We start from the raw sequence: 18,991 nt of genomic DNA, 5'->3' as shown, positions 1-18,991 counted from the left end.
GTCAGCGCGCCTTGCCGTGACGCACCTGATTGAACGGCACCCCGCGGTCGGCGGCGTATTCCCGCGGAAAGTCCAGCACCCGTTCGCCGATGACGTTGCGGGCCATCTCCGTGGTGCCGCCGCCGATGGCGACGTTCTGCCGCGACAGATACCGCAGCCCGGCCTCCAGCCCTTCGCCGATGTCGCCCACCACACCGGCCGCCCCCGTGATCGCCAGCGCGGTGTCCATCTCGAGGGTCACGGTCTCGGAGTGGAAGAGCCGGATGAGTGTGCCGCCGGCCGGGGGCAGCACGCCGTCCCTGACGTTGCGGTAGACGTGATCGATCAGCTGCTCGGCCACCGCGCGGTGCACCAGCGCCCGGCCGGCCATTTCGTGCACGCGTTCGTTGTCGGCCTGTCCCGTCTTCTCGGCGAGGTCGGCGTAGTCGACCGGGGTCGTGTGGCCGCCTTCGTGGCCCGCGCCGCTGGAGAACTCCGAGCCCTGCCCGACGGCCCGGCGTTCGTGATACAGCTGCCGCGACGCCACCGCCCAACCACCGTTGACCTCCCCCACGACGGCGTCGTCGCCGACGTCGACCTCGTCGAGGAACTCCTCGCAGAATTCCGTTGAACCGCTCAGCATCGTGATGCGCCGCAACGTGATTCCCGGGTGCGCGATGGGCACGAGGAACATCGTCAGTCCCTCGTGCTTGGGCACTTCCCAGTCGGTGCGGGCCAGGCACAGTCCGTAATCGGCGGCGAACGCGCTGGTGCTCCACGTCTTGGCGCCGTTGAGCACCCAGCGGTCGTCCCGCCGTTCGGCGCGGGTGAGGACGCCGGCAAGATCCGATCCGCCGCTGGGCTCCGACAACAGTTGCACCAGAACCTCATCGCCACGCAGGGCGGCGGCGATGTGCTGCCTCTTCTGATCTTCGCTCCCCATGTCGAGCAGCGTGGCGCAGCAAATGGTGAATGTCGGGGTGTTGAGGATCAACGGCATCTCGTAGTTGCGGGATTCCTCGTCGAATGCCTTCTGGTATGCGTACTCCAGCCCCAGGCCACCGTATTCGCGGGGAAAGCAGATGCCGGCGAATCCCCCGTCATAGAGCCGCTTTTGCAGTTCGCGAGCCCGCAGCCAGGACCGTTCGTCGTCGCGTGGTGCGCCCGGCGGAGAGTCGGGGTCGATGGCAGGCATGTTGTCCGCCAACCACTCTCGCGCGCGGGCGGCGAACTCCGCGACTGTTTCGGCTGCCGTCATCCGGCGTTCGCCATCGACCGGACCGCCTTCTCCGACTCGTACACCCTCAGGTTGTGCTCCTCGGGAGTGCCAAACATCGAGCGGTACAACGTAACCCGCCTCAGGTACAGGTGCAGGTCGTGCTCCCAGGTCACGCCGATGCCACCGTGCATCTGCACGCAGGCCTGAACGACGCGTCCCGCCGTCTCCCCGACGTAGGACTTCGCGATGCTGGCCGATAGGCCCGCCTGGGACGCGCCGGCGGCCACGTCGGCGACCGCCGCGGCAGTGGTGGCGCGGCACGCCTCCAGCCACAGCTTCATGTCGGCGAACCCGTGTTTGAGCGCTTGGTATGACGCGAGCGGACGACCGAACGTGTGCCGGTCCAACGCCCATTTGACGATGAAGTCGAACACCGTCTGCAGGACGCCGACCACCTCCGCGCACTGCAGCACCTGAGCGATCTGGCTCTGCCGTTCGATCAGCGCTGGGGTCTCGGCCGCGCCGCCCACGGCCGCCGACCGCTCCACGTCCACACCGTCGAACTGCACCCGCGCGTACTGCTTAACCAGGTCGACCGACTGCTGGGGCACAATCCGTACGCCCGGCGCGTCCGTCGGCACCAGGAATTGGCGAACGTCAGAAGCATTTGGGCCGCACCGCGCCACCACCAGCAGCAGGGCACTCTGGGCGCCGGCCTCGACGCGGTCCTTGGTGCCGTCGATGCGGTAGCCGGAGTCGGTTTCGGTGGCCGTCAGGGACGGGTCCAGCGGCGCCCAGCCCCGCCCTGGCTCGGACACCGCCCACGAGGCCACCGTTTCGCCCGACATCAGCGACTCGATCGTGTCGGCGTGCGCGTGCGCCTCGGCGCAGCCGGCGAGTGCGGCGAGCACGATGCTGACCGGGTACAGCGGTCCGGGCGCGACCGTCTTGCCCAGCTGCTCGGCGACCATCGCGAGGTCCGCCACCCCGCTGCCCGACACGCTGCCGCCGCCCAATTCCTCCGGAACCAACAGACCCGTCCACCCGAGTTCGGCGGCCCGCTGCCACCATGCAGGATCGAAGGACGCGCCCGCGGCGTGCAGCTCGCGGACATGACGCAGCGGCGCTTCCTTTTGCAGAAAGGCTTGGGTTGTCGAAGCGAAGAGTATCTTTTCGGGAGAGTCGACGGCGGTCATGGTGTCGACAGGGCCTTCCTGGGCATTCGATCGCCGCTGCCAGGGATGCAAGGTGGAAAGTGTGGGTGGATGATCGTCCGCCTCATCGGTCCTCGTCGGAGTTCGCTGGAGACTCTGATGCTATCAATGAGCAATACAGTAAGAGATACCGGAGTCCAGTCGATAATGATGTTGACCAGCGGTGAGCGCGATGACTAAGGCGAAGGAACCCCCGGAGGATTCGGCCACATCGAAAGCCGACGCCATGGCCCTTCTCGAGGAGGCCGAGGCCGAGGCCGCCGAGGCCGAAGCACTGGCAGCAGCCGCACGCGCCCGCGCCCGCGCCGCCCGGCTGCGCCGCGAGGCACTGGCCAAGGCCGAGCCCGAGCCCGAGGCCGAAGCTGAGATCAAGGCCGAGGCCCAGCCCGAAGATGAGCCCGAACCCGAGCCCGAGGCTGAGAGCGAGCCCGCCGCCGAGACCGAGGCCCAGGCCACCGATGCGGAAGCCCCAGACGCCGAGCCCGAAGAGACGGCCGATGAGGAAGTCTCCGACGAGACCGCCGACGCTACGGAACCGGCGTCCCGGCCGGCCCGGTGGCGGCGCTGGCTGCCGTCACTGTCCGTGACGTGGAAAGCCGCGGCGATCATCCTGATCGTGGGCTTCGGCGCGGCCAGTGGATACATGATCTGGCAACACAATTCCGCCACTGAGCGAGACCAGCGCGCCGCGAGGTTCATCGCCGGTGCCCGACAGGGCGTCATCAACATGACCTCCCTGGACTTCAACAGAGCCCAGCACGACGTCCAGCGCGTCATCGACAGCTCCACCGGACAGTTCAGGGACGATTTCCAGCAGCGTGCAAAAGATTTCACGACGGTCGTCGAGCAGTCCAAGGTCGTCACCGAAGGAACGGTCAACAGCGCGGCCCTTGAATCCATGGACGACCATTCGGCATCGGTATTGGTCTCCGCGACCTCCAAGATCACCAATTCCGCGGGCGCCAAGGACGAACCGCGCGCGTGGCGGCTCCGCGTAACCGTGACCGACGACGGCGGGCAGTACAAGATGTCGAAAGTTGACTTCGTGCCATGACCGAAAAGACGCCCGAGGCAACCGACAAGCCCGCACCGCAGGAATCCCCAGCGCGACCCACCCGGAAGCGGTTGCGCATGCTGCGAAACGTGAAGCTCGTTCCCGTGATTTTGATCGTGCTGCTGCTGATCTCCGCCGGCTCGGCGGCGTGGCTGTACTTCAAGCAGTACAAGCCCCAGCAGCAGACCAGCCCCGACGTGGCCCGCGTGGTGGTCAGCGCGGCATCGGATGGCACGGTGGCGTTGCTGTCCTATTCGCCGGAGTCGCTCGACAAGGATTTCGCCGCCGCCAAGTCGCACCTCACCGGGGACTTCCTGTCCTACTACAACCAGTTCACCTCGGAGATCGTGGCTCCGGCGGCCAAACAAAAGTCGCTGAAAACCACGGCTCACATCATGGGCGCGGCGGTGTCGGAGTTGCATCCGAACTCGGCCGTCGTCCTGGTCTTCGTCGACCAGAGCACCACGAGCAAGGACAAGCCCGATCCGTCGATGGCGGAAAGCAATGTGCTGGTGACCCTGACCAGGGTCGACAACAACTGGCTGATCACCAAGTTCGACCCGATCTAAGCCGCGCGACGCGAGCGCTACATCGCGAACACACGGCGCAACGTCTGCGCGTGCAGGGCCCGGTTCTCTTGGGACACAACCCAATCCGGCACCAGCGAATCGAATCCGTTGAAAGTCGCCGCAATAACGTGCAACTCGGTGTGAACGTAGGCGTGTAACAGCCTGTTGGCATAGTCGATCGCCTCGTCGCGGCACGGGTCGATCTCGGAGCAGCTGATAAACGTGGGGGGCAGGCCCTCCAGGTTCGCCCGATGCGCCGGAACGTGTTGACCGTTGGCGCCGGCCTGACTGAGGTAGTGGTTCCATGCCCGGCTCACCGCGGGGCCGTTGAGCCCCGGCGTGCGCTGGAATTCGCGCCGCGACTGGGTGGCGTCGGAGTCCAGCATCGGCTGATGCAGGATCTGCACCAGGATCTGCGGACCTTCGTCGTCGAACATGCGCTGGGTCAGGCCCGCGACCAGTGCGGCGCCGGCGTCACGGCCCATCACCGCGATCCGGCTGACATCCACGTTCAGTGCGGTGCAGTTCCGGATGGCGTAGTAAAAGCCCGCCTCGACATCGTCCAACGCTGCCGGGCAAGGGTTTTCCGGCGCCAGCCGATAGTCGACCGAGACCAGCAGGCATCCCGCGTCCCTGGCCAGCTCCACGCATTGCGCGTGATCGGTGTCGAGACTTCCGGTCACGAAGCCGCCGCCGTGGGCATAGAGCACCAGGGGTGTGCCCGAAGCGTCGTGCGAGGGTCCCCGGTACAACCGGAGGTCGAGCTGCTGGCCTCCCGGCCCGGGTATCGATCGCGATTCGATGGTCACGCCATCGGCGCCGACCGCCGCGGCACGCTTTGCGGCCAGCCGGTTGGCGTGTTCCCGCTCGGCAGAAAGTGTCTCGGCCTGGAATTCGACGATGCCCACATCGATCGCGGCCTCGCGCAGCACCGGGTCGATGCGGTTAAGACCTTGCGGCCGCGTCAGATCCGTTTGTGTCATACCCTCTCAACTTCCGTCCGGGAAACCCTCTTCAAGGTAGACCTGCGATTCCATGTGGTGAAAGATGCGGTACCCCTCGCCGCGCGGCGCCAGCAGCCAGGTGATCCAGCTGGCGCCGGTGTGCGCGGTATCAGATTCTTCTCCGGTGAAGCTCCACCGGCTCAGCACGACGCAGCGAACGATGCCGCCGGGCAGTTCCTCGGCGGACCACAGCCCCGACGACATCGACGCTCGCTTCAAACGGCCGGCGTGCCGGGCCCAATGCCGGTCGAGTGCGTCGGCGCCGATCAGCGGCATCGCGTACTCGTCGCCGATGTACATCGGCCGCGGATCGTCACGCTCCCACAGGTCGGCGACCGCGGCGACATCCAGCGCCGCCCATTTCGCGTCGTATTCGCCGATCAGAGCGCTCAACTTGGCGGTCAGATCGGCCATCGCTCACCGTTCCCCGGGCAACGCCTTGACCGTCGCGGGTAGCCCGTAGAGCGCTGTCGCGTTACCGCGCATGATCCGCTCGCGCTGGTCGGCGGGAAACCGGTTGATGGCGTAGGTCGGGGCGTCGTAGCTCCAGTGCGGGTAGTCGGTCGAGAACATGAGATTGTCGCCGAGGTCCATCATCTCCAGGTATTCGCGGAACTGCACGGTGTCGATGTCCTCGAGCGGCTGGGTGGTGAACCGGATGTGTTCGCGCACGTAGTCCGACGGGCGGCGACGCACGTGTGGCAGGTCGCCGCGGCGGGCTTCCCAAATCCTGTCCATCCGCGACATCACCGGCATCGCCCAGGTGAAGCCGCCCTCGACGAAGACCACCCGGAGGTCGGGATGGCGATCGAACGCACCGTCAAACACCAGGCTCATCAGGTGCGAGACGTACAGCAGCGGCCAGGACGCGAAGAAGTCATGCCAATGCGCGGGGTTGCCGACCGGGTACAGCGGAATCAACTCGAAGGGTGTCTGACCCATCAGGTGTGTGGCCACCGGGAAGCCGTTGCGCGAGGCGGCTTCGTAGAGCGGGTCGAAATGCGGGTTGCCGAAAGGGATTCCACGCGTCTGCGGGGTCATCAGCACCTGCGCCATGTACGGATGCCCGGCCCACCGTTCGACTTCGCGGGCCGCCTGTTCGGGCGTTTGCGCGCTGACGCTGATCGACCCGCGCCAGCGGCCGTGCCAGTTGTGTTTGTCGAGCCAGACGTCGGCAAGCCAGTCGTTGTGGGTCGACTTGAGCACATGCTCGGCCTGCGGCAGCTGCGCGTCACACATCGGCTCCAGCGTCGCGATGCTGACCCCGGCGTCGAGCAGCAACTGCTTGGCGGCGAAATCCGGGTCGCTGCCGGCGACTCCGCCGTTGGGCGGGGCCGCATCAAGGCGCAGCGACATCGTCTTGTAGGAGTCCGGGGTGTCGTAGAAGTGCGGCACGGGGCTAACGGCGTTTCCCGTCGGCCAGATCTTGTCCACCCATTCGGCCGGCGCATAGGACTTCAACACGTCGGCAGAGACGGGCAGTGGGTGCACATCGGTGTCGACGATGGTGACCGCAATTTCGTCCTCTTGACCCGTTGGGGAATCGACTCGCTCGATCGTGGTCATACCGCACTCTCCTTCACCGCAAACCCGTAGAGCTCATTGGCGTTTCGCCACAACACCTTGTCGCGTTGCGCATCGTCGAGCCCCTCGGCCAGCACCTCCGGCGACGAGGTGGACCAGTGCGGGTAGCTCGACCCGTACATCAGCAGGTCGGACTTGCCGCTGAACTCCATCCAGCGCTGCATCGCGCCCGTGTCGACCGGCCCGTCGAACGCCGACGAGCAGAACCGGACATGGCCGGGCAGGTACTCGCTGGGATAGCGGTCCACCCAAGGTGTTTGGTCGCGCATCGACAACCAGAAGGTGTCCAGCCGCCACATCAACGGGGTGAGGATGTCGTAGCCGCCGTCGGCGAACACGAATTTCAGGCTCGGGTGCCGGCCGAACACGCCCTCGACGATGAGGGTGGCCAGGTGCACGAAATAGTTCAATGGCATGAACGCCGCATATCCGGGGTAGGTGTGCGCGTGGCCGGCGAACGTGGGGGGATGGTCGACGCCGTTGCCGCCGTTGATGTGCACCGCGACCGGCAGGCCATGGGCGGCCGCGGCCTCCCAGATGGGCTCGAACATCGGTTTGCCATATGGCTCGCGTGACTGCATCGGAACGCCGACCTGCACCAGCTTGGGATGCGCAGCGAGGCGCTCGATCTCGGCGACCGCGCCCTTCGGGTCCTCGGGATTGACGCGGATGGTGCCTAGGAAACGGGTGGTGAAGCGGTCGGTGCTGTCGGGTTCCAGCCACCGGTCCAGCAGCCAGTCGTTGACCGCGGCGCAGATCCTGCTGTTGAGCAGGTAATCCGCGATGTTTCCGCGGGTCAGCGGGTTCAGGATCGCGTAGTTGACGCCCTGCGAGGACAGATGCCGGCCGACTGTGTCGGGATCCGACCCCGGGTAGCTCTCTCCGTAGAGGTCTTGGCGGTAATCGCCGCCCGGCGCCTGGTACCACTGCTGCTCGACGTCGGGGATCGCCCGCAGCTTGTGGGCATCGGGGAGATAGCGCCGGATCTCGGCGTTGTAGCGGAAGTGCGGCTGCACATTGGTATCTACGATGTTGGGGCTCATGCCGTCAGGTACACCTCACCGTCGGTGACGTCGACTTCGTAAGTGCGGACGCGGCGCCGCGGATCGGCGATGTTTTGTCCCGTAGTGACATCGAATTCCCAATTGTGCCAAGGGCATCGAACGATTTGGCCGTCCCGAGCCCGGCGCATCCGGTCAGGTAATTCGGGAGCCGACTCGTTGGTGCCGCCGATCAGCCCCAGACACAACGGCGCACCCTCGTGCGAGCAATAATTCACGATCGCATACAACGCACCGCGCACGTTGTACACACCCACACCGAACTTCCCGACGTCAACCAGTTTCATGCCGCCGGGTGGCAGCTCGTCGAGGGAACACACGAAACGCCGCGTGGGCACCTGCTGAATCACCGCCTTCTTGACACCAGGGTCAATACTGTGCCCGTTACGGTAACTACTACAAGACCATTGGGCTTCGTTGCTATTTATACTATGATAGCGATATTCCCTGCGATACATATCCGCCATACCGGCTGTTCAGGAGGAGCGCCGATGACGCTCAGCACCGACCCCGGCGGCCAGTCCGTCACTCTCGACCTCACTGGTGAAACCAGTCCATACCCGTTCTTCGAATACATGAGGAGTACCGACCCGGTCTGGCATGGTTCCTTGGCGGACCACACACAGATGCCGGAGGAACTGCGGCCGACCGACGAGTGGGTGCTGTTCGGTTACGACGCCCTGTTCCAGGCGTTCCGCGACGACCGCATCTTCAGCTCGCACAAGTACGACGAGACCATCGGTTTGGTGATGGGCCATACCATCCTGGCGATGGGCGGCAAGGAACATCACGACCACCGCAACCTGGTGGCGAAGGCCTTCCGCGCCACCGCGCTGGAGCGCTGGGAGCCGTCGGTCATCGCACCGGTCTGCGATCGGCTGGTCGACGAGATCAAAAACGAGGGCCACGCCGACCTGGTGAAGGCGGTGACGTTCGAGTTTCCGACCCGGATCATCTCCACGCTGCTCGGACTCCCCCGCGAGGATCTCGACCTCTTCCGGCGACTGTCCCTCGACCTCATCTCGATCCCGACCGACATCGAGGCGGGGCTCAACGCCGCAGCCGAGCTGCACGGTTACTTCTTCAACCAGGTCGAACAGCGGCGCCGCAAACCCACCGACGACATCATCGGCGATCTGGTCGCCGCCGAAATCGACGGCGAGAAGCTCAGCGACGAGGCGATCATCGCGTTCTTGCGCCTGCTGCTGCCCGCCGGACTGGAGACCACATATCGCTCGTCGGGCAACCTGCTGTACTTGTTGCTGACGCATCCCGAGCAGTTGGCGATGGTCTATCACGACCGGTCTCTGATTCCCGCGGCGATCGAAGAAGGCCTGCGCTACGAAACCCCGCTGACCACGGTCATGCGGACTACCACCGAAGAAGTCGAAATCGGCGGCAAGACAATCCCGCCCGATGCAGCCATTGGGATGTGCATGGGCTCGGCAAACCGCGACGACAGCCGCTGGACCGACCCCAACACGTTCGACATTCGCCGGCCCCGCCAGGCCCACATCGCGTTCGCCGGCGGGATTCACATGTGCCTCGGCATGCATCTGGCGCGCCTGGAAACGCAGGTCATGCTGAACAGCCTCTTCGACCGCGTCAAGGATTTGGCGTTCGTGCCCGACGACGGAACCGGCGAGGAGTCGAAAATCGTCGGGCTCACCTTCCGGTCGCCCAACAAGCTTCCGGTCACGTTCAGCCCGGCCGCATGAGAAGCCGCGCGGCCATCCTCCACGATGTCGGAGGGCCTTGGTCTGTCGAGGAATTCGAGCTTGACCCGCCCAAAACCGGCGAAGTTCTGGTCGAGATGGCCGCGGCCGGGTTGTGCCACTCCGACGACCACATCCTCAAGGGCGACATGTCGGCGCCCAACGAGGTGATGCGATCCCTCGGGCTGCCCACCATGTTCCCGATGATCGGCGGCCACGAGGGCTCCGGTGTCGTGCGTGAAGTCGGTGACGGTGTAACAGATTTCGTGCCGGGCGACCACGTGGTGATGTCGTTTGTCGCCGTGTGCGGACAGTGCCGCTGGTGCGCGACCGGGATGGAGTACATCTGCGACGTCGGCATCGGCACCATGATCCCGGGAATGCCCACCGATGGCACCTTCCGCCATCACACCGCCGACGGCCGCAATCTGGGTCACATCGCCAAGGTCGGTGCGTTCGCCGAACACACTGTCGTATCGACGAATTCACTCGTGAAGATCGAGCCCGACCTGCCGCTGGGGCCGAGCGCGCTGCTGTCGTGCGCGATCCCGACCGGCTACGGCTCCGTCGCGAATCGCTCCAACATGCGCGCCGGGGACACCGTCGTCGTGATCGGCGTCGGTGGGATCGGCACGGGAGCGATCCAGGGCGCCCGCATCAACGGCGCCGCGCAGATCGTCGCCGTCGATCCCGTTGAGTTCAAACAGAAGTCGGCGTTGCAGTTCGGCGCGACCCACAGCGTCGCGACGGTCGACGAGGCGCTCGACCTGGTGCGCGGTCTGACGTACGGGGTAATGGCCGACGCCGTGGTGGTTTCGCCGTCGTTGATCACCCCCGACGACGTGCGCGACGCGGTGCGACTCACCCGCAAGGGCGGGACCTGTGTGCTCACCGGGATGACCTCACAGTTGACTCGGTCAGTCAACATCGATCTGCAGGACTTCATCCTGATGAATAAGACGCTGGCGGGCACCATATTCGGGTCCTGCAACCCGAAGTCGGACATCGCCCGGCTAGCCAGGCTCTACCAGACCGGGCAGCTGCAGCTCGACGAGATGATCACCAGGCGATATCGCCTCGACGACATCAACGACGCCTACGACGACCTCCTCAACGGCAAGATCGTCCGGGGCATCATCGATTACGGGACCGCCTGACACTGCCTGTCGCGCGCTGGGCTTGCCCGTAGGCGTCGATCGGGCTGTGCAACGCCAAGCCGCCATCGGCATGCACGATTTGGCCCGTCACCCAGGGCAATTCGAGAACGCCCACGATGGCGTCGGCCACGTCGCCCGCGTCACCCACGCCGCCCAGCGCCGTCCGCTCGGCTAGTCCTTCCACCCAGCCCGGAAGTTGTTCGGGCTTCGCCAGCATCGGCGTCCGGGTGACACCGGGCCCGACGGCGTTCACCCGGATGCCGTGCTCGCCCCATTCCACGGCGGCGACTTTCACCAGCATGTCCACGCCCGCCTTGGACACGCAGTAGGCGCCCATATCGCGGTCGGCGAGGGTGCCGCTGATGCTCGACACCGCGACGATCGAGCCACCCACGCCCGCGTCGACCATGGCCCGCGCGCCCGCCCGGATCGTCAGCCATGTCCCGGTGAGGTTGACCGCCAACACCCGTTCCCATTCCGCGGGCGGCTGTTCGAGCAGCATGCCCGACGCGCCGATTCCCGCGCAGGTCACTATCCGGGTGGGCACGCCGTGGTCGCGCACGGTTTGTTCCATCGCGGTCGAAACGGCGTCGGGATCGCTGACATCGCAAGCGATGTCGCCGCCGGACAGGTCCCACACCACGACGCCGTGACCGGCCTCGCGCAGGCGCGCTGCCACCTCGCGCCCGATCCCCGACCCGCCGCCCGTCACCAGGGCGGTCATTGCGCGGACCTCAGTTTGGCCAGGGTGCGCTCCCACAGCTCGCGCGCTAGCTCGGGGTCATAGGCCGCGCGATTGGCCTTGGCGATCTTGTGCTTCGCGTAGTACGCGCCGGACGTCCAATCGACGCCGGGCCGACTCGACGCCAACCAGACCAGCTGGTCGGCTCCCTGGTCCGCGGTGACCGTGAACCGGGCGCTTATCGGCACGCGGTACTTCATGAACGTGAGAAACCGCGATCCCGACGCGTCGCCGAAATTCGAGTTGACGAAGCCGGGGTGAAACACCGCGGCCGAGAGCCCGCTGGCATGGTATCGCCGATGTAACTCCATGGTGAACAACACAATTGCCAGTTTGCTGAAGGCATACGCGACGCTGGGTCGTCGTCCCGCCGTGCTCTCCAGGTCGGAGATCCTGGCTCGGGGAAGCAGCCGCTGGGACGAGCTCGTCGTGTTGATGACGGCGGCACGCGACTCGACGAGCACCTCGATCAATTGCGTGGTGAGTAGAAACGGCGCGAGATAGTTGACCTGAAAAGTCGTCTCGTAACCGTCGGCGGTGCTGTGGGTCTTGGTGAACATGCCGCCGGCGTTGTTGGCCAACACGTCGATGCGCGGGTATTGGGAACGAATCTTGTCCGCCAGCGCCCGAACCTGGGACAGGTCGGAGAAGTCGGCCACGAAATAGTCGGCGTCCAATTCGGCGGCCACCGCGGCGGTCTTGCTTTCCGAGCGCCCCACCACAATGACGTTCTCGCCGTCGCTGTGCAGCCGACGGGCCGCCGCGGCACCGATGCCGTCGCTGGCACCCGTGATGAGAATCGTCCTGCGCGCCATTGCCTGGTCCTCCACGGGGAGTCTAGCGAGCGCGATCTAAGCGGAGCGCTCAGCGGCCGCGGCCCGATTCAGGCCAGCGAGTAGCGCACCGGCAAATGCTTGAGGCCGCCGACGAAGGTCGTCGCGACAAGCTCCGGATCACCGGTCAGCTCAATGGATTTGAGCCTGGGCAACAGCTCGGAAAAGAAGCTGTTGACCTCCATGCGAGCCAGGGCGGCGCCCATACAGAAGTGCACGCCATAGCCGAAGGCCAGGTGCTTGTTGGGGTCGCGCCCGACGTCGAAGCGGAACGGATTGTCGAAGACATCCTCGTCGCGATTCGCCGACACGTACGACAGCAGCACGGACTCGCCCGCGGCAATGGGCACCCCGCGCACGACGGTGTCCTCGGCGGCGGTGCGCATGAACTCCTTGACCGGGGTGACCCAGCGGATCATCTCCTCGGTGGCCAGTGGCATCAAGTCGAGGTTGTCGCGCAGCCGCTCACGCTGGTCTGGGTTCTCGATAAGTGCCTGCATGCCCCCGGAGATGGTGGCGCTGGTGGTGTCGTGGCCCGCGGTGGCGACGATGAGGTAATACGACACGGTGTCGATGTCCGACAGGGGCTCGCCGTCGACTCGGGCGTTGGCGATCGCCGACGCGAGATCCTCGGTCGGGTGCTCGCGGCGTGCCGCCGTGACACCGTTGAAGTACTGGAACATGTCCATCAACGCCGGCAGCTGGTCCTCGTTGGTGCTGCCGCGCTTGAACTCCGAGTCGTCGCTGCCGAACAATTCCTGCGTCAACTTGAGCATGCGGGGAAAGTCGGCCTCCGGCAGGCCCAGCAGCGACATGATCACGTAGAGCGGGTAATTGACCGCCACCTGTTGAACGAAGTCGCACTCGGGGCTCGCGGCCATCATCTTGTCGACGTAGATCTTGGCCAGCTCGTCGACGCGAACCTTCAGCGCTCGCATGGCCTTTGGGCGAAACCAGTCGGAGCCGATCGCACGCACCACCCGGTGCTGCGGGTCGTCCAGATGGATCAGCGTGCGCACGCCCGCGGCGGCCTGCATCTCGTCGCCTTCCGCGGTGGTCAGGACCGGGCGCGGCCAGTTGGTGAACAGCATGTTCTCGCGCTCGATGTCCATGATGTCGGCGTGTTTGGTGATCGCCCAGAACGGCCGGTAGTGGGGCACGTCGACCCAGGACACGGGTGCGCTGGCGCGCAAGTGAGCCAGCGCGGCGTGCAGGCGCGGCTCGTCTGTGTACGCCAGCGGATCCGCCAACAACTTGGCGGCCTCGTCCATCGTCGTTGTGCTCACTCGCGAAACTCCTTCAGTGCGGCGGTGATACAGGACTTCGAAGCGGTCGGGAAGATCGGCAGGACCCGGTCGACGGCGCCCTCGCAGCGGCTTTTCAGGGCCGCGCCGACGGTGTCGACCGGGCCCACGACCGCGAAAGCGGCCAGCATTTCGTCGTCGATGAGCGAGCCCATCGTGTCCCACTCCCCCGCGAGGGACAGGCGGTGCAGCTCGGTGTGCAGCTCGCCCCAGCCGTGCAGGTCGAGGACCTTCCGATACGCCGGCGTGGACCCGTAGAAGGCGATCTGCTTGCGGACCGCGGCGGCGGCGGCCGCCAGTTCGGCGTCGTTGTCGCCGGTCGCCACCATCACTTCGGTTGACACCTCGAAATCACGGCCGTCGCGGCCGGAGCGCTGCATGCCGCGCCGCAGCGCCGGCAGCGTCACCTCGTCGAGGTAGCGCTTCGACACCATCGGGTGACCGAGGTGGCCGTCGGCGACCTCGCCGCACATTTCGGTCATGGCCTCGCCGACGGCGGCGAGGAAGACCTTCGGCGCCGGATGTGGCTGCGGCTCAGGGGTGAACATCGGGGTCATGATCTTGTGGGTGTAGAAGTCGCCCTCGAAGCGGAGTTTGGTGCCGTCCTTCCACGCCGACCAGATCGCGTGCAGAGCGGCGACGAATTCGCGCATCCGCCGCGCCGGGTGGCTCCACGGCATGCTGAACCTCTTCTCGATGTGGGGCTGGATCTGCGTGCCCAGCCCAAGGATGAATCGGCCCTCCGAATACGCCTGCAGGTCCCAACCGATGTTGGCGACGATCATCGGATTGCGCGCGAACGCCACCGCGATGTTGGTGCCGAGCTCGAGGCGCGACGTGTGTTCGGCGGCGAGCAGCAACGGCAGAAACGGGTCATGGCTAGTTTCAGCGGTCCAGCCCCCGTCGTACCCCTGCCGCTCGAGGTCCGCGGCCGCCTCGGTCACCCCGGCGAGTCGATTGGGGATGCCCCCGTCGATCTTGAGGCGGGGGGCGTCAGCCATGCGGGTAACTTTACAGTAAGCAATCCAGTATGTGACCCTGCAAGTTCCAACTAGGCGATCGCAGCCGCACGAGGTAGGACAGAAGCATGACGAAAGCCCAGGACTGGGACGAGACGCTCGAGGATCTCGACCGTCGCCGGCAACGCACGTTGGCCATGGGCGGGCCGGAGCGCCTCGACAAGCACCGCGGCAAGGGCAAGCTCGACGCCCGCGCGCGGATCGAGCACCTGCTCGACCCGGGCACGTTCCGCGAGCTCGGCACCCTCGTCGGCGGTGAAGTCGCGGCCGACGGGCTCGTCGTAGGCTCCGGTGCGATCAACGGCTCGCCGGTGATGCTGGGCGCCGAGGACTTCACCACGATGGCCGGCAGCATCGGACCCGGAGGCAACTCCAAGCGATACCGCATCGCCGAACTGGCGCTGCGCGACAAAATTCCGCTGGTGATGCTGCTCGAAGGCGCGGGCTTTCGTCCCACCGGTGGGCATTACGGCCGCAGCCCGACCGACCTGCTGGCCCAGGCGCAGTGCTCGGGTCGTGTGCCGACCGTCGCCGCCGTACTCGGCCCCTCGGCCGGCCATGGCGCGTTGGTGGCCCCGGTGTGCGACTTCCGAATCATGAGCGCGCAGGGCGCGATCTTCACCGCCGGGCCCCCGGTCGTCAAAGAGTCCACCGGCGAAGACATCTCGAAGGAGGACCTCGGCGGACCCGACGTCGCTTTGCCCAGCGGGGTGATCCACAACGTCGCCGAGGACGACGAAACCGTGCTCGACGACATCCGGCGCTACCTGTCGTACTTCCCGCCGAGCGCCTGGTCCTACCCGTCGCCGCTGCCCGCCTCCGAGACCAGCGAGCCGCGCCAGACACCGGAGCTGCTCGACATCGTCTCCCGCGACAACCGACGCGTCTACGACATGCGGGCGGTGCTCGACGTGATCTTCGACCGGCCCGACTGGTTCGAGGTCCAGCCGCAGTACGGCAAGGCGATCATCTGCGCGCTGGCCCATCTCGGCGGCCATCCGGTCGCGGTGGTGGCCAACCAGCCCCAGGTGCTCGCCGGCTCCATCGACGCCGCCGCCGCGGACAAGGCGGCGCACTTCATCATGGTGGCCGACTCGTTTCACTTGCCGATCGTCTTCCTCGCCGACAACCCCGGGATGCTGCCCGGCAGTCGGTCCGAGCGCAGCGGCGTGCTGCGCGCCGGGGCCCGAATGTTCGCCGCGCAGACCGCGGCCACCACCTTGAAACTGCACCTCACGCTGCGCAAGGCGTACGGGTTCGGTTCCATGGTCATGTCGTTGCTGGGCTTCGACCACCAGGTCGCGACCTTCGCCTACCCCGGCGCGACGATGGGCGCCATGAGCGCGGCGGCGCTGAGCAAGGCGTCGCACGCGGGCGAGGATCTGTCGGAAAAGCTGCGCAATGCCGAGTTGCAGGCGTCGTATCGGTCGGCCGAGGGCATGGGATTCGACGAACTCATCGACCCCCGCGAAACACGCGACGCCTTGCTCGCATCCCTGCTTCGGGGTCTGTCCAGCCGTCAGGCCGCCGCCGAACCGGTGACCCGAACCGTCATCATGCCGTGAGGCGATAGGCAGCGACCACGGGTTCCAGCTCGTCGGGCGTCGCGCCGTGCAGGATCACCGCGTCGGCCCCGTAGTCGAACTCCTCGCGGATGCGGTCCACACACTGGTCCGCAGACCCGGTGGCCGACGGTTCCAGCCATTCGTCGGGTATCAGCGTCGCGATGTGCTCGATCTGCTCGGGCGTGGCCTTGTGATCGATCCCGCCCGCGATCGACGTCACCACCGCGTCTTCCCGAAACCGTTGCAGCACAGCTGGATCCCACTTGTTGGTCCGCACCAAGAGATCACCGTAGCCCTGCAGATAGGTGGCCAGGCGCGCGACGGTCTTCTTCAGCCGCAACTCCTCGGGAAGGTGGTCACCGACCGTCGCAAAGCACGACCACACCCGCACGCCGTCGGGATCGCGGCCCGCCTTCTCCGCGGCGGACTTCACCGTTTTGACGCAGCGCTGCAACGTCTCCGGGGTGAAGTAGGTGTGCAGGATGACGTCGTCGAAAACCCGGCCGCCGAGCGCGAGCGTCTGCGGCCCGAAGGCCACCAACGCCAGGCGAATGTCTTCGTTGAAGTCCGGATCCAGAAACAGGATCGGGTAGTTGCCCATCGGGCCGTCGTGGTTGAAGATCACCTCGCCGTGCCAGAGCCGGCGCATGACCTGGGCCCAATCCTCCATCTGTGCGGTCGTGACGGCGGGGATGCCGAATGCTCCGTAGATCGCGGCGATGCCGCGGCCGATGCCGAGGGTGAATCGACCGCGGGAAAGCCGGTGCATGGTGGTGGCCCACGATCCGGTGATCAGCGGATGACGGGTGTTGTGATTGGTTGCGGCGGTGGCGATCTGCATCCGCGTGGTCACCGCGCACGCGGCACCGACGAGCGACGAGGCCTCCTTGAGGTTCCAGCGCTCGGAGATGAACGCGGTGCCGAAGCCCAGCTCCTCGCCGCGGCGCGCCTCGTCCATCAAGGTCGCCGGTCCCTCGCCGCCGGCCCCGGCCAGCAGGTAGTAGCCCAATTCGTCCAGCGCGCGATCGCTCAATTCCAAACCCCTTGCTTGTAGCCGCAATTCCAGACCTCGATGATCTTGCCGTCGACGACGCGGAACACCTCGATGCTGGCGACGTTGGTATCGGTCCCGTCCTTGGTGGTCATCGTCGAGTCGTAGACGATCGCGACGTGCTCACCGTCGTCGCCGGCGACCACGATGTTCAGATCGAAGCGCAAGCTGTCGAACAACTCCCAGAGGTCCTTGACGCGATTGACCGCCTGCTCCCGGGTCAGGGTGTGCGCCTCCCCCACCTCGTGCCGAATCACGCTGTCGGCGAACAACTCCTCGGCAAGCGTCAGGTTGCGTTCGTTCCACACCACGAGGTTGTAGAGTTCGACCACTTCGCGCGCGGTCCGAACGGCCATCAGCCGGCGGCCGCGTCGTCGGCGACCCCGCGCAGGAATCGCTCGGTGACCCGTTGCACGCGCCGGGAGAACACGTGGCCGACGTGGCCGCCGTCGTACCAGTACAGCTGGCCACCCCAGCGTTCCTGCAGCGCGATTGCGGGTTCGCGCATCGCCATTCGGTCGTGCCACGCGCCGACGATGAGCCTGCGGTCCGGAGGCGGGGCGGGGTCGGCCGCGAGCGGGTCGATCACCGAGGTCAGCTTCGAGATCTCCGGGGACCCCAATAGCTCCCGGAACCCGTTACGCGACGGACCCCACCGCGCCAGGTGTCGAGCGATCATCGCGTTGAGCCCCAGAATCGGGGTGTAGAGCGCAACCGCGTCGATCTGCCTCTCCAGGTGGGAAACCAGCGCGGCGACCGGGGTGCCCATCGAAATCCCCGCCACCACAACGGCGGTCGCCTGCGGCTGCACCCACCGCACCACCGCGCGCACCTCCGAGACCGCGCGCATCATGCCGGCGACGTTGCCCAGCGGATCCACGTCGGGGTAGGCGGGCCATTCGCGGCGGCGGCACCCGTGGCCGGGCTGCACCGGCATCGCGACGTTGAACCCCAGCCCGTGATGTATCCGGCCGATTCGAGACAACAACAGGTCTTCCGTGCCGCCCTGGCCGGCGCCGTGCACCCACACCAGCCACGGCCTCGGGAGACCGCGGTGCCGGCACAGATGCGCCACCGCGCGCGCCGGGCCACCCAGACCCTCGGCTTCCAGCGTCCGCGGCAGCGCCGGATCGTGCTCGAACATCATCCGCTCGTATGCCAGTCCCGCGATCCGCCGTCGCCGTAACGACGTCACCCGCAACGGTTTTGGATCGGCGTGCGCACGGTCGATGCCCAGCTCCGACAGCTCCTCGGCCGCCGCGGAACACGAACCCAGCGACCGCAGCGGACCGGGCACCCCGCCCAGCAGCGAGAAGCCGCTCAGCACAAGCTCGTCCAGCATGACCTCGCCGAACTGACGCACGCCGCGCCGCGACGCCGGGACCCAGCCCGTCGACTCGTTGAGGCCCGACACCGTGCGCGGTAGCACCATGCCCAGCTCGCGGGCTGCGAGGCCCAAAGCGCTCAATGCCTTAACCGCCATCGCTGAGCTTCAGGATGGTTCGGGTCAGATGCAGGGACTTGATCCGCCAGTCGCCGTCCCGCTTCTCGTATGTCTCGCGGTAGTGGCCGGCCCCGCGCAACTCGTGGCCGTCGCCGAAGACGATCCAATCTTCCATCGCCCAGATGCCCATCGCGGTGGTGTCCGAGGTGAGGGTGATCTCCGGGGTGTGGCAGTGGTGCATGGTGGCCGCGTTCTCGAGCCCGCCCAGCACCGTCGGGACGAAGTTGTCGACACCCTCGATTGGCGGCGCCGTCTTGGGGTCGGCCCCACCGGTAGAGACCGCCATATCGAGGTACACCACCACGTCGGCGGTAAACACGCCACGCCAGCCCTCGAGGTCTTTGGCATCCAGAAATCGGCAGTAGCGCGCCTTGAGTTGCCGGATGGCTTCGAGCTCGTCAGCCGCTGTCGTCATTT

20 protein-coding genes are annotated in these 18,991 nt (G+C 66.3%); 5 read left to right on the top strand and 15 right to left on the bottom strand.

The genetic code is table 11. The annotated features are described in order from the left end of the window. Position 1: 1 nt before the first annotated feature. The gene (locus ACQI5H_RS12860; protein ID WP_427079741.1) at positions 2 to 1,237 is read right to left on the bottom strand and encodes an acyl-CoA dehydrogenase family protein; all 1,236 of its coding nucleotides are present in this window, start codon (positions 1,235 to 1,237) and stop codon (positions 2 to 4) included. Continuing rightward, the gene (locus tag ACQI5H_RS12855; RefSeq protein WP_427079812.1) at positions 1,234 to 2,394 is read right to left on the bottom strand and encodes an acyl-CoA dehydrogenase family protein; all 1,161 of its coding nucleotides are present in this window, start codon (positions 2,392 to 2,394) and stop codon (positions 1,234 to 1,236) included. Before ACQI5H_RS12855 ends, ACQI5H_RS12860 begins: the two co-directional genes overlap by 4 nt. Before the next feature lie 190 nt (positions 2,395 to 2,584). Between ACQI5H_RS12855 and ACQI5H_RS12850 the strand changes: the two genes are divergently transcribed. Together ACQI5H_RS12850 and ACQI5H_RS12845 are read left to right on the top strand one after the other, a co-directional pair. Then, the gene (locus ACQI5H_RS12850; RefSeq protein ID WP_427079740.1) at positions 2,585 to 3,466 is read left to right on the top strand and encodes a hypothetical protein; all 882 of its coding nucleotides are present in this window, start codon (positions 2,585 to 2,587) and stop codon (positions 3,464 to 3,466) included. After that, entirely contained in the window at positions 3,463 to 4,035 is a 573-nt protein-coding gene (locus ACQI5H_RS12845) for a hypothetical protein (protein ID WP_427079739.1), read from the top strand. The genes ACQI5H_RS12850 and ACQI5H_RS12845 overlap by 4 nt, the downstream gene beginning before the upstream one ends. Positions 4,036 to 4,052: 17 nt before the next feature. Here the strand turns inward: ACQI5H_RS12845 and ACQI5H_RS12840 are convergent, their stop codons facing one another. The 5 genes from ACQI5H_RS12840 to ACQI5H_RS12820 are packed head-to-tail and all read right to left on the bottom strand — an operon-like array spanning position 4,053 to position 8,034. Continuing rightward, on the bottom strand, positions 4,053 to 5,018 hold the full coding sequence (locus tag ACQI5H_RS12840) for an alpha/beta hydrolase (protein WP_427079738.1): 966 nt from the start codon (positions 5,016 to 5,018) through the stop codon (positions 4,053 to 4,055). Positions 5,019 to 5,024: 6 nt separating this feature from the next. Next, positions 5,025 to 5,453 carry a hypothetical protein gene (locus ACQI5H_RS12835; RefSeq protein ID WP_427079737.1) on the bottom strand — a complete coding sequence of 143 codons (429 nt, stop codon included), beginning with the start codon at positions 5,451 to 5,453 and terminating at the stop codon, positions 5,025 to 5,027. Between the two features lie 3 nt (positions 5,454 to 5,456). Then, the gene (locus ACQI5H_RS12830; RefSeq protein WP_427079736.1) at positions 5,457 to 6,605 is read right to left on the bottom strand and encodes an amidohydrolase family protein; all 1,149 of its coding nucleotides are present in this window, start codon (positions 6,603 to 6,605) and stop codon (positions 5,457 to 5,459) included. Further along, the gene (locus ACQI5H_RS12825; protein WP_427079735.1) at positions 6,602 to 7,666 is read right to left on the bottom strand and encodes an amidohydrolase family protein; all 1,065 of its coding nucleotides are present in this window, start codon (positions 7,664 to 7,666) and stop codon (positions 6,602 to 6,604) included. Before ACQI5H_RS12825 ends, ACQI5H_RS12830 begins: the two co-directional genes overlap by 4 nt. Further along, positions 7,663 to 8,034: a Rieske (2Fe-2S) protein gene (locus ACQI5H_RS12820; protein ID WP_427079734.1), complete on the bottom strand. Its 372-nt coding sequence runs from the start codon at positions 8,032 to 8,034 to the stop codon at positions 7,663 to 7,665. Before ACQI5H_RS12820 ends, ACQI5H_RS12825 begins: the two co-directional genes overlap by 4 nt. A 141-nt stretch (positions 8,035 to 8,175) precedes the next feature. Between ACQI5H_RS12820 and ACQI5H_RS12815 the strand changes: the two genes are divergently transcribed. Further along, positions 8,176 to 9,402, top strand: coding sequence for a cytochrome P450 (locus tag ACQI5H_RS12815; protein ID WP_427079733.1), 1,227 nt, complete (start codon positions 8,176 to 8,178; stop codon positions 9,400 to 9,402). After that, a complete protein-coding gene (locus ACQI5H_RS12810; protein WP_427079732.1) occupies positions 9,399 to 10,556 on the top strand; it encodes a Zn-dependent alcohol dehydrogenase in 1,158 nt (385 codons plus the stop codon). Before ACQI5H_RS12815 ends, ACQI5H_RS12810 begins: the two co-directional genes overlap by 4 nt. Here the strand turns inward: ACQI5H_RS12810 and ACQI5H_RS12805 are convergent. The 4 genes from ACQI5H_RS12805 to ACQI5H_RS12790 form a co-directional block, all read right to left on the bottom strand. Further along, positions 10,534 to 11,280, bottom strand: coding sequence for an SDR family NAD(P)-dependent oxidoreductase (locus ACQI5H_RS12805; protein WP_427079731.1), 747 nt, complete (start codon positions 11,278 to 11,280; stop codon positions 10,534 to 10,536). The two genes, ACQI5H_RS12810 and ACQI5H_RS12805, sit on opposite strands and share 23 nt — an antisense overlap. Beyond that, complete coding sequence (locus tag ACQI5H_RS12800; RefSeq protein WP_427079730.1) at positions 11,277 to 12,113, bottom strand: SDR family NAD(P)-dependent oxidoreductase; 837 nt, start codon at positions 12,111 to 12,113, stop codon at positions 11,277 to 11,279. Before ACQI5H_RS12800 ends, ACQI5H_RS12805 begins: the two co-directional genes overlap by 4 nt. 68 nt (positions 12,114 to 12,181) lie before the next feature. Next, positions 12,182 to 13,402 carry a cytochrome P450 gene (locus tag ACQI5H_RS12795; protein ID WP_427079811.1) on the bottom strand — a complete coding sequence of 407 codons (1,221 nt, stop codon included), beginning with the start codon at positions 13,400 to 13,402 and terminating at the stop codon, positions 12,182 to 12,184. Between the two features lie 11 nt (positions 13,403 to 13,413). Next, positions 13,414 to 14,436, bottom strand: coding sequence for an LLM class F420-dependent oxidoreductase (locus tag ACQI5H_RS12790; protein ID WP_427079729.1), 1,023 nt, complete (start codon positions 14,434 to 14,436; stop codon positions 13,414 to 13,416). An 86-nt stretch (positions 14,437 to 14,522) separates the two neighbouring features. Between ACQI5H_RS12790 and ACQI5H_RS12785 the strand changes: the two genes are divergently transcribed. After that, positions 14,523 to 16,019 carry an acyl-CoA carboxylase subunit beta gene (locus tag ACQI5H_RS12785; protein WP_427079728.1) on the top strand — a complete coding sequence of 499 codons (1,497 nt, stop codon included), beginning with the start codon at positions 14,523 to 14,525 and terminating at the stop codon, positions 16,017 to 16,019. Here ACQI5H_RS12785 and ACQI5H_RS12780 read toward each other — a convergent pair. From ACQI5H_RS12780 to ACQI5H_RS12765, 4 genes are read right to left on the bottom strand one after another with little or no spacing between them, the layout of a single operon-like run. Further along, complete coding sequence (locus ACQI5H_RS12780) at positions 16,009 to 17,052, bottom strand: TIGR03857 family LLM class F420-dependent oxidoreductase (protein WP_427079727.1); 1,044 nt, start codon at positions 17,050 to 17,052, stop codon at positions 16,009 to 16,011. The two genes, ACQI5H_RS12785 and ACQI5H_RS12780, sit on opposite strands and share 11 nt — an antisense overlap. Beyond that, positions 17,049 to 17,426 carry an ester cyclase gene (locus ACQI5H_RS12775; protein WP_427079726.1) on the bottom strand — a complete coding sequence of 126 codons (378 nt, stop codon included), beginning with the start codon at positions 17,424 to 17,426 and terminating at the stop codon, positions 17,049 to 17,051. The genes ACQI5H_RS12780 and ACQI5H_RS12775 overlap by 4 nt, the downstream gene beginning before the upstream one ends. After that, positions 17,426 to 18,553 carry an alpha/beta hydrolase gene (locus ACQI5H_RS12770; protein ID WP_427079725.1) on the bottom strand — a complete coding sequence of 376 codons (1,128 nt, stop codon included), beginning with the start codon at positions 18,551 to 18,553 and terminating at the stop codon, positions 17,426 to 17,428. Before ACQI5H_RS12770 ends, ACQI5H_RS12775 begins: the two co-directional genes overlap by 1 nt. After that, positions 18,543 to 18,989, bottom strand: a complete 447-nt coding sequence (locus ACQI5H_RS12765; RefSeq protein ID WP_427079724.1) for a nuclear transport factor 2 family protein — start codon at positions 18,987 to 18,989, stop codon at positions 18,543 to 18,545. Before ACQI5H_RS12765 ends, ACQI5H_RS12770 begins: the two co-directional genes overlap by 11 nt. Between the last annotated feature and the right edge of the window lie 2 nt (positions 18,990 to 18,991).

This window comes from Mycobacterium heidelbergense, assembly GCF_050205645.1.
GTDB classification, from domain to species: Bacteria; Actinomycetota; Actinomycetes; order Mycobacteriales; family Mycobacteriaceae; genus Mycobacterium; species Mycobacterium heidelbergense_A.
The sequence above is the reverse complement of the archived record's forward strand: the minus strand, read 5'-3'. Positions and strand labels throughout refer to the sequence as shown.

Coding starts and splice junctions, on each gene's coding strand:
- ACQI5H_RS12810 (WP_427079732.1), top strand. CDS start 9,399: ATGAGAAGCCGCGCGGCCATCCTCCACGATGTCGGAGGGCCTTGGTCT.
- ACQI5H_RS12805 (WP_427079731.1), bottom strand. CDS start 11,280: ATGACCGCCCTGGTGACGGGCGGCGGGTCGGGGATCGGGCGCGAGGTG.
- ACQI5H_RS12800 (WP_427079730.1), bottom strand. CDS start 12,113: ATGGCGCGCAGGACGATTCTCATCACGGGTGCCAGCGACGGCATCGGT.
- ACQI5H_RS12845 (WP_427079739.1), top strand. CDS start 3,463: ATGACCGAAAAGACGCCCGAGGCAACCGACAAGCCCGCACCGCAGGAA.
- ACQI5H_RS12785 (WP_427079728.1), top strand. CDS start 14,523: ATGACGAAAGCCCAGGACTGGGACGAGACGCTCGAGGATCTCGACCGT.
- ACQI5H_RS12835 (WP_427079737.1), bottom strand. CDS start 5,453: ATGGCCGATCTGACCGCCAAGTTGAGCGCTCTGATCGGCGAATACGAC.
- ACQI5H_RS12775 (WP_427079726.1), bottom strand. CDS start 17,426: ATGGCCGTTCGGACCGCGCGCGAAGTGGTCGAACTCTACAACCTCGTG.
- ACQI5H_RS12860 (WP_427079741.1), bottom strand. CDS start 1,237: ATGACGGCAGCCGAAACAGTCGCGGAGTTCGCCGCCCGCGCGCGAGAG.
- ACQI5H_RS12815 (WP_427079733.1), top strand. CDS start 8,176: ATGACGCTCAGCACCGACCCCGGCGGCCAGTCCGTCACTCTCGACCTC.
- ACQI5H_RS12790 (WP_427079729.1), bottom strand. CDS start 14,436: ATGGCTGACGCCCCCCGCCTCAAGATCGACGGGGGCATCCCCAATCGA.
- ACQI5H_RS12850 (WP_427079740.1), top strand. CDS start 2,585: ATGACTAAGGCGAAGGAACCCCCGGAGGATTCGGCCACATCGAAAGCC.
- ACQI5H_RS12765 (WP_427079724.1), bottom strand. CDS start 18,989: ATGACGACAGCGGCTGACGAGCTCGAAGCCATCCGGCAACTCAAGGCG.
- ACQI5H_RS12840 (WP_427079738.1), bottom strand. CDS start 5,018: ATGACACAAACGGATCTGACGCGGCCGCAAGGTCTTAACCGCATCGAC.
- ACQI5H_RS12855 (WP_427079812.1), bottom strand. CDS start 2,394: ATGACCGCCGTCGACTCTCCCGAAAAGATACTCTTCGCTTCGACAACC.
- ACQI5H_RS12770 (WP_427079725.1), bottom strand. CDS start 18,553: ATGGCGGTTAAGGCATTGAGCGCTTTGGGCCTCGCAGCCCGCGAGCTG.
- ACQI5H_RS12830 (WP_427079736.1), bottom strand. CDS start 6,605: ATGACCACGATCGAGCGAGTCGATTCCCCAACGGGTCAAGAGGACGAA.
- ACQI5H_RS12825 (WP_427079735.1), bottom strand. CDS start 7,666: ATGAGCCCCAACATCGTAGATACCAATGTGCAGCCGCACTTCCGCTAC.
- ACQI5H_RS12795 (WP_427079811.1), bottom strand. CDS start 13,402: ATGGACGAGGCCGCCAAGTTGTTGGCGGATCCGCTGGCGTACACAGAC.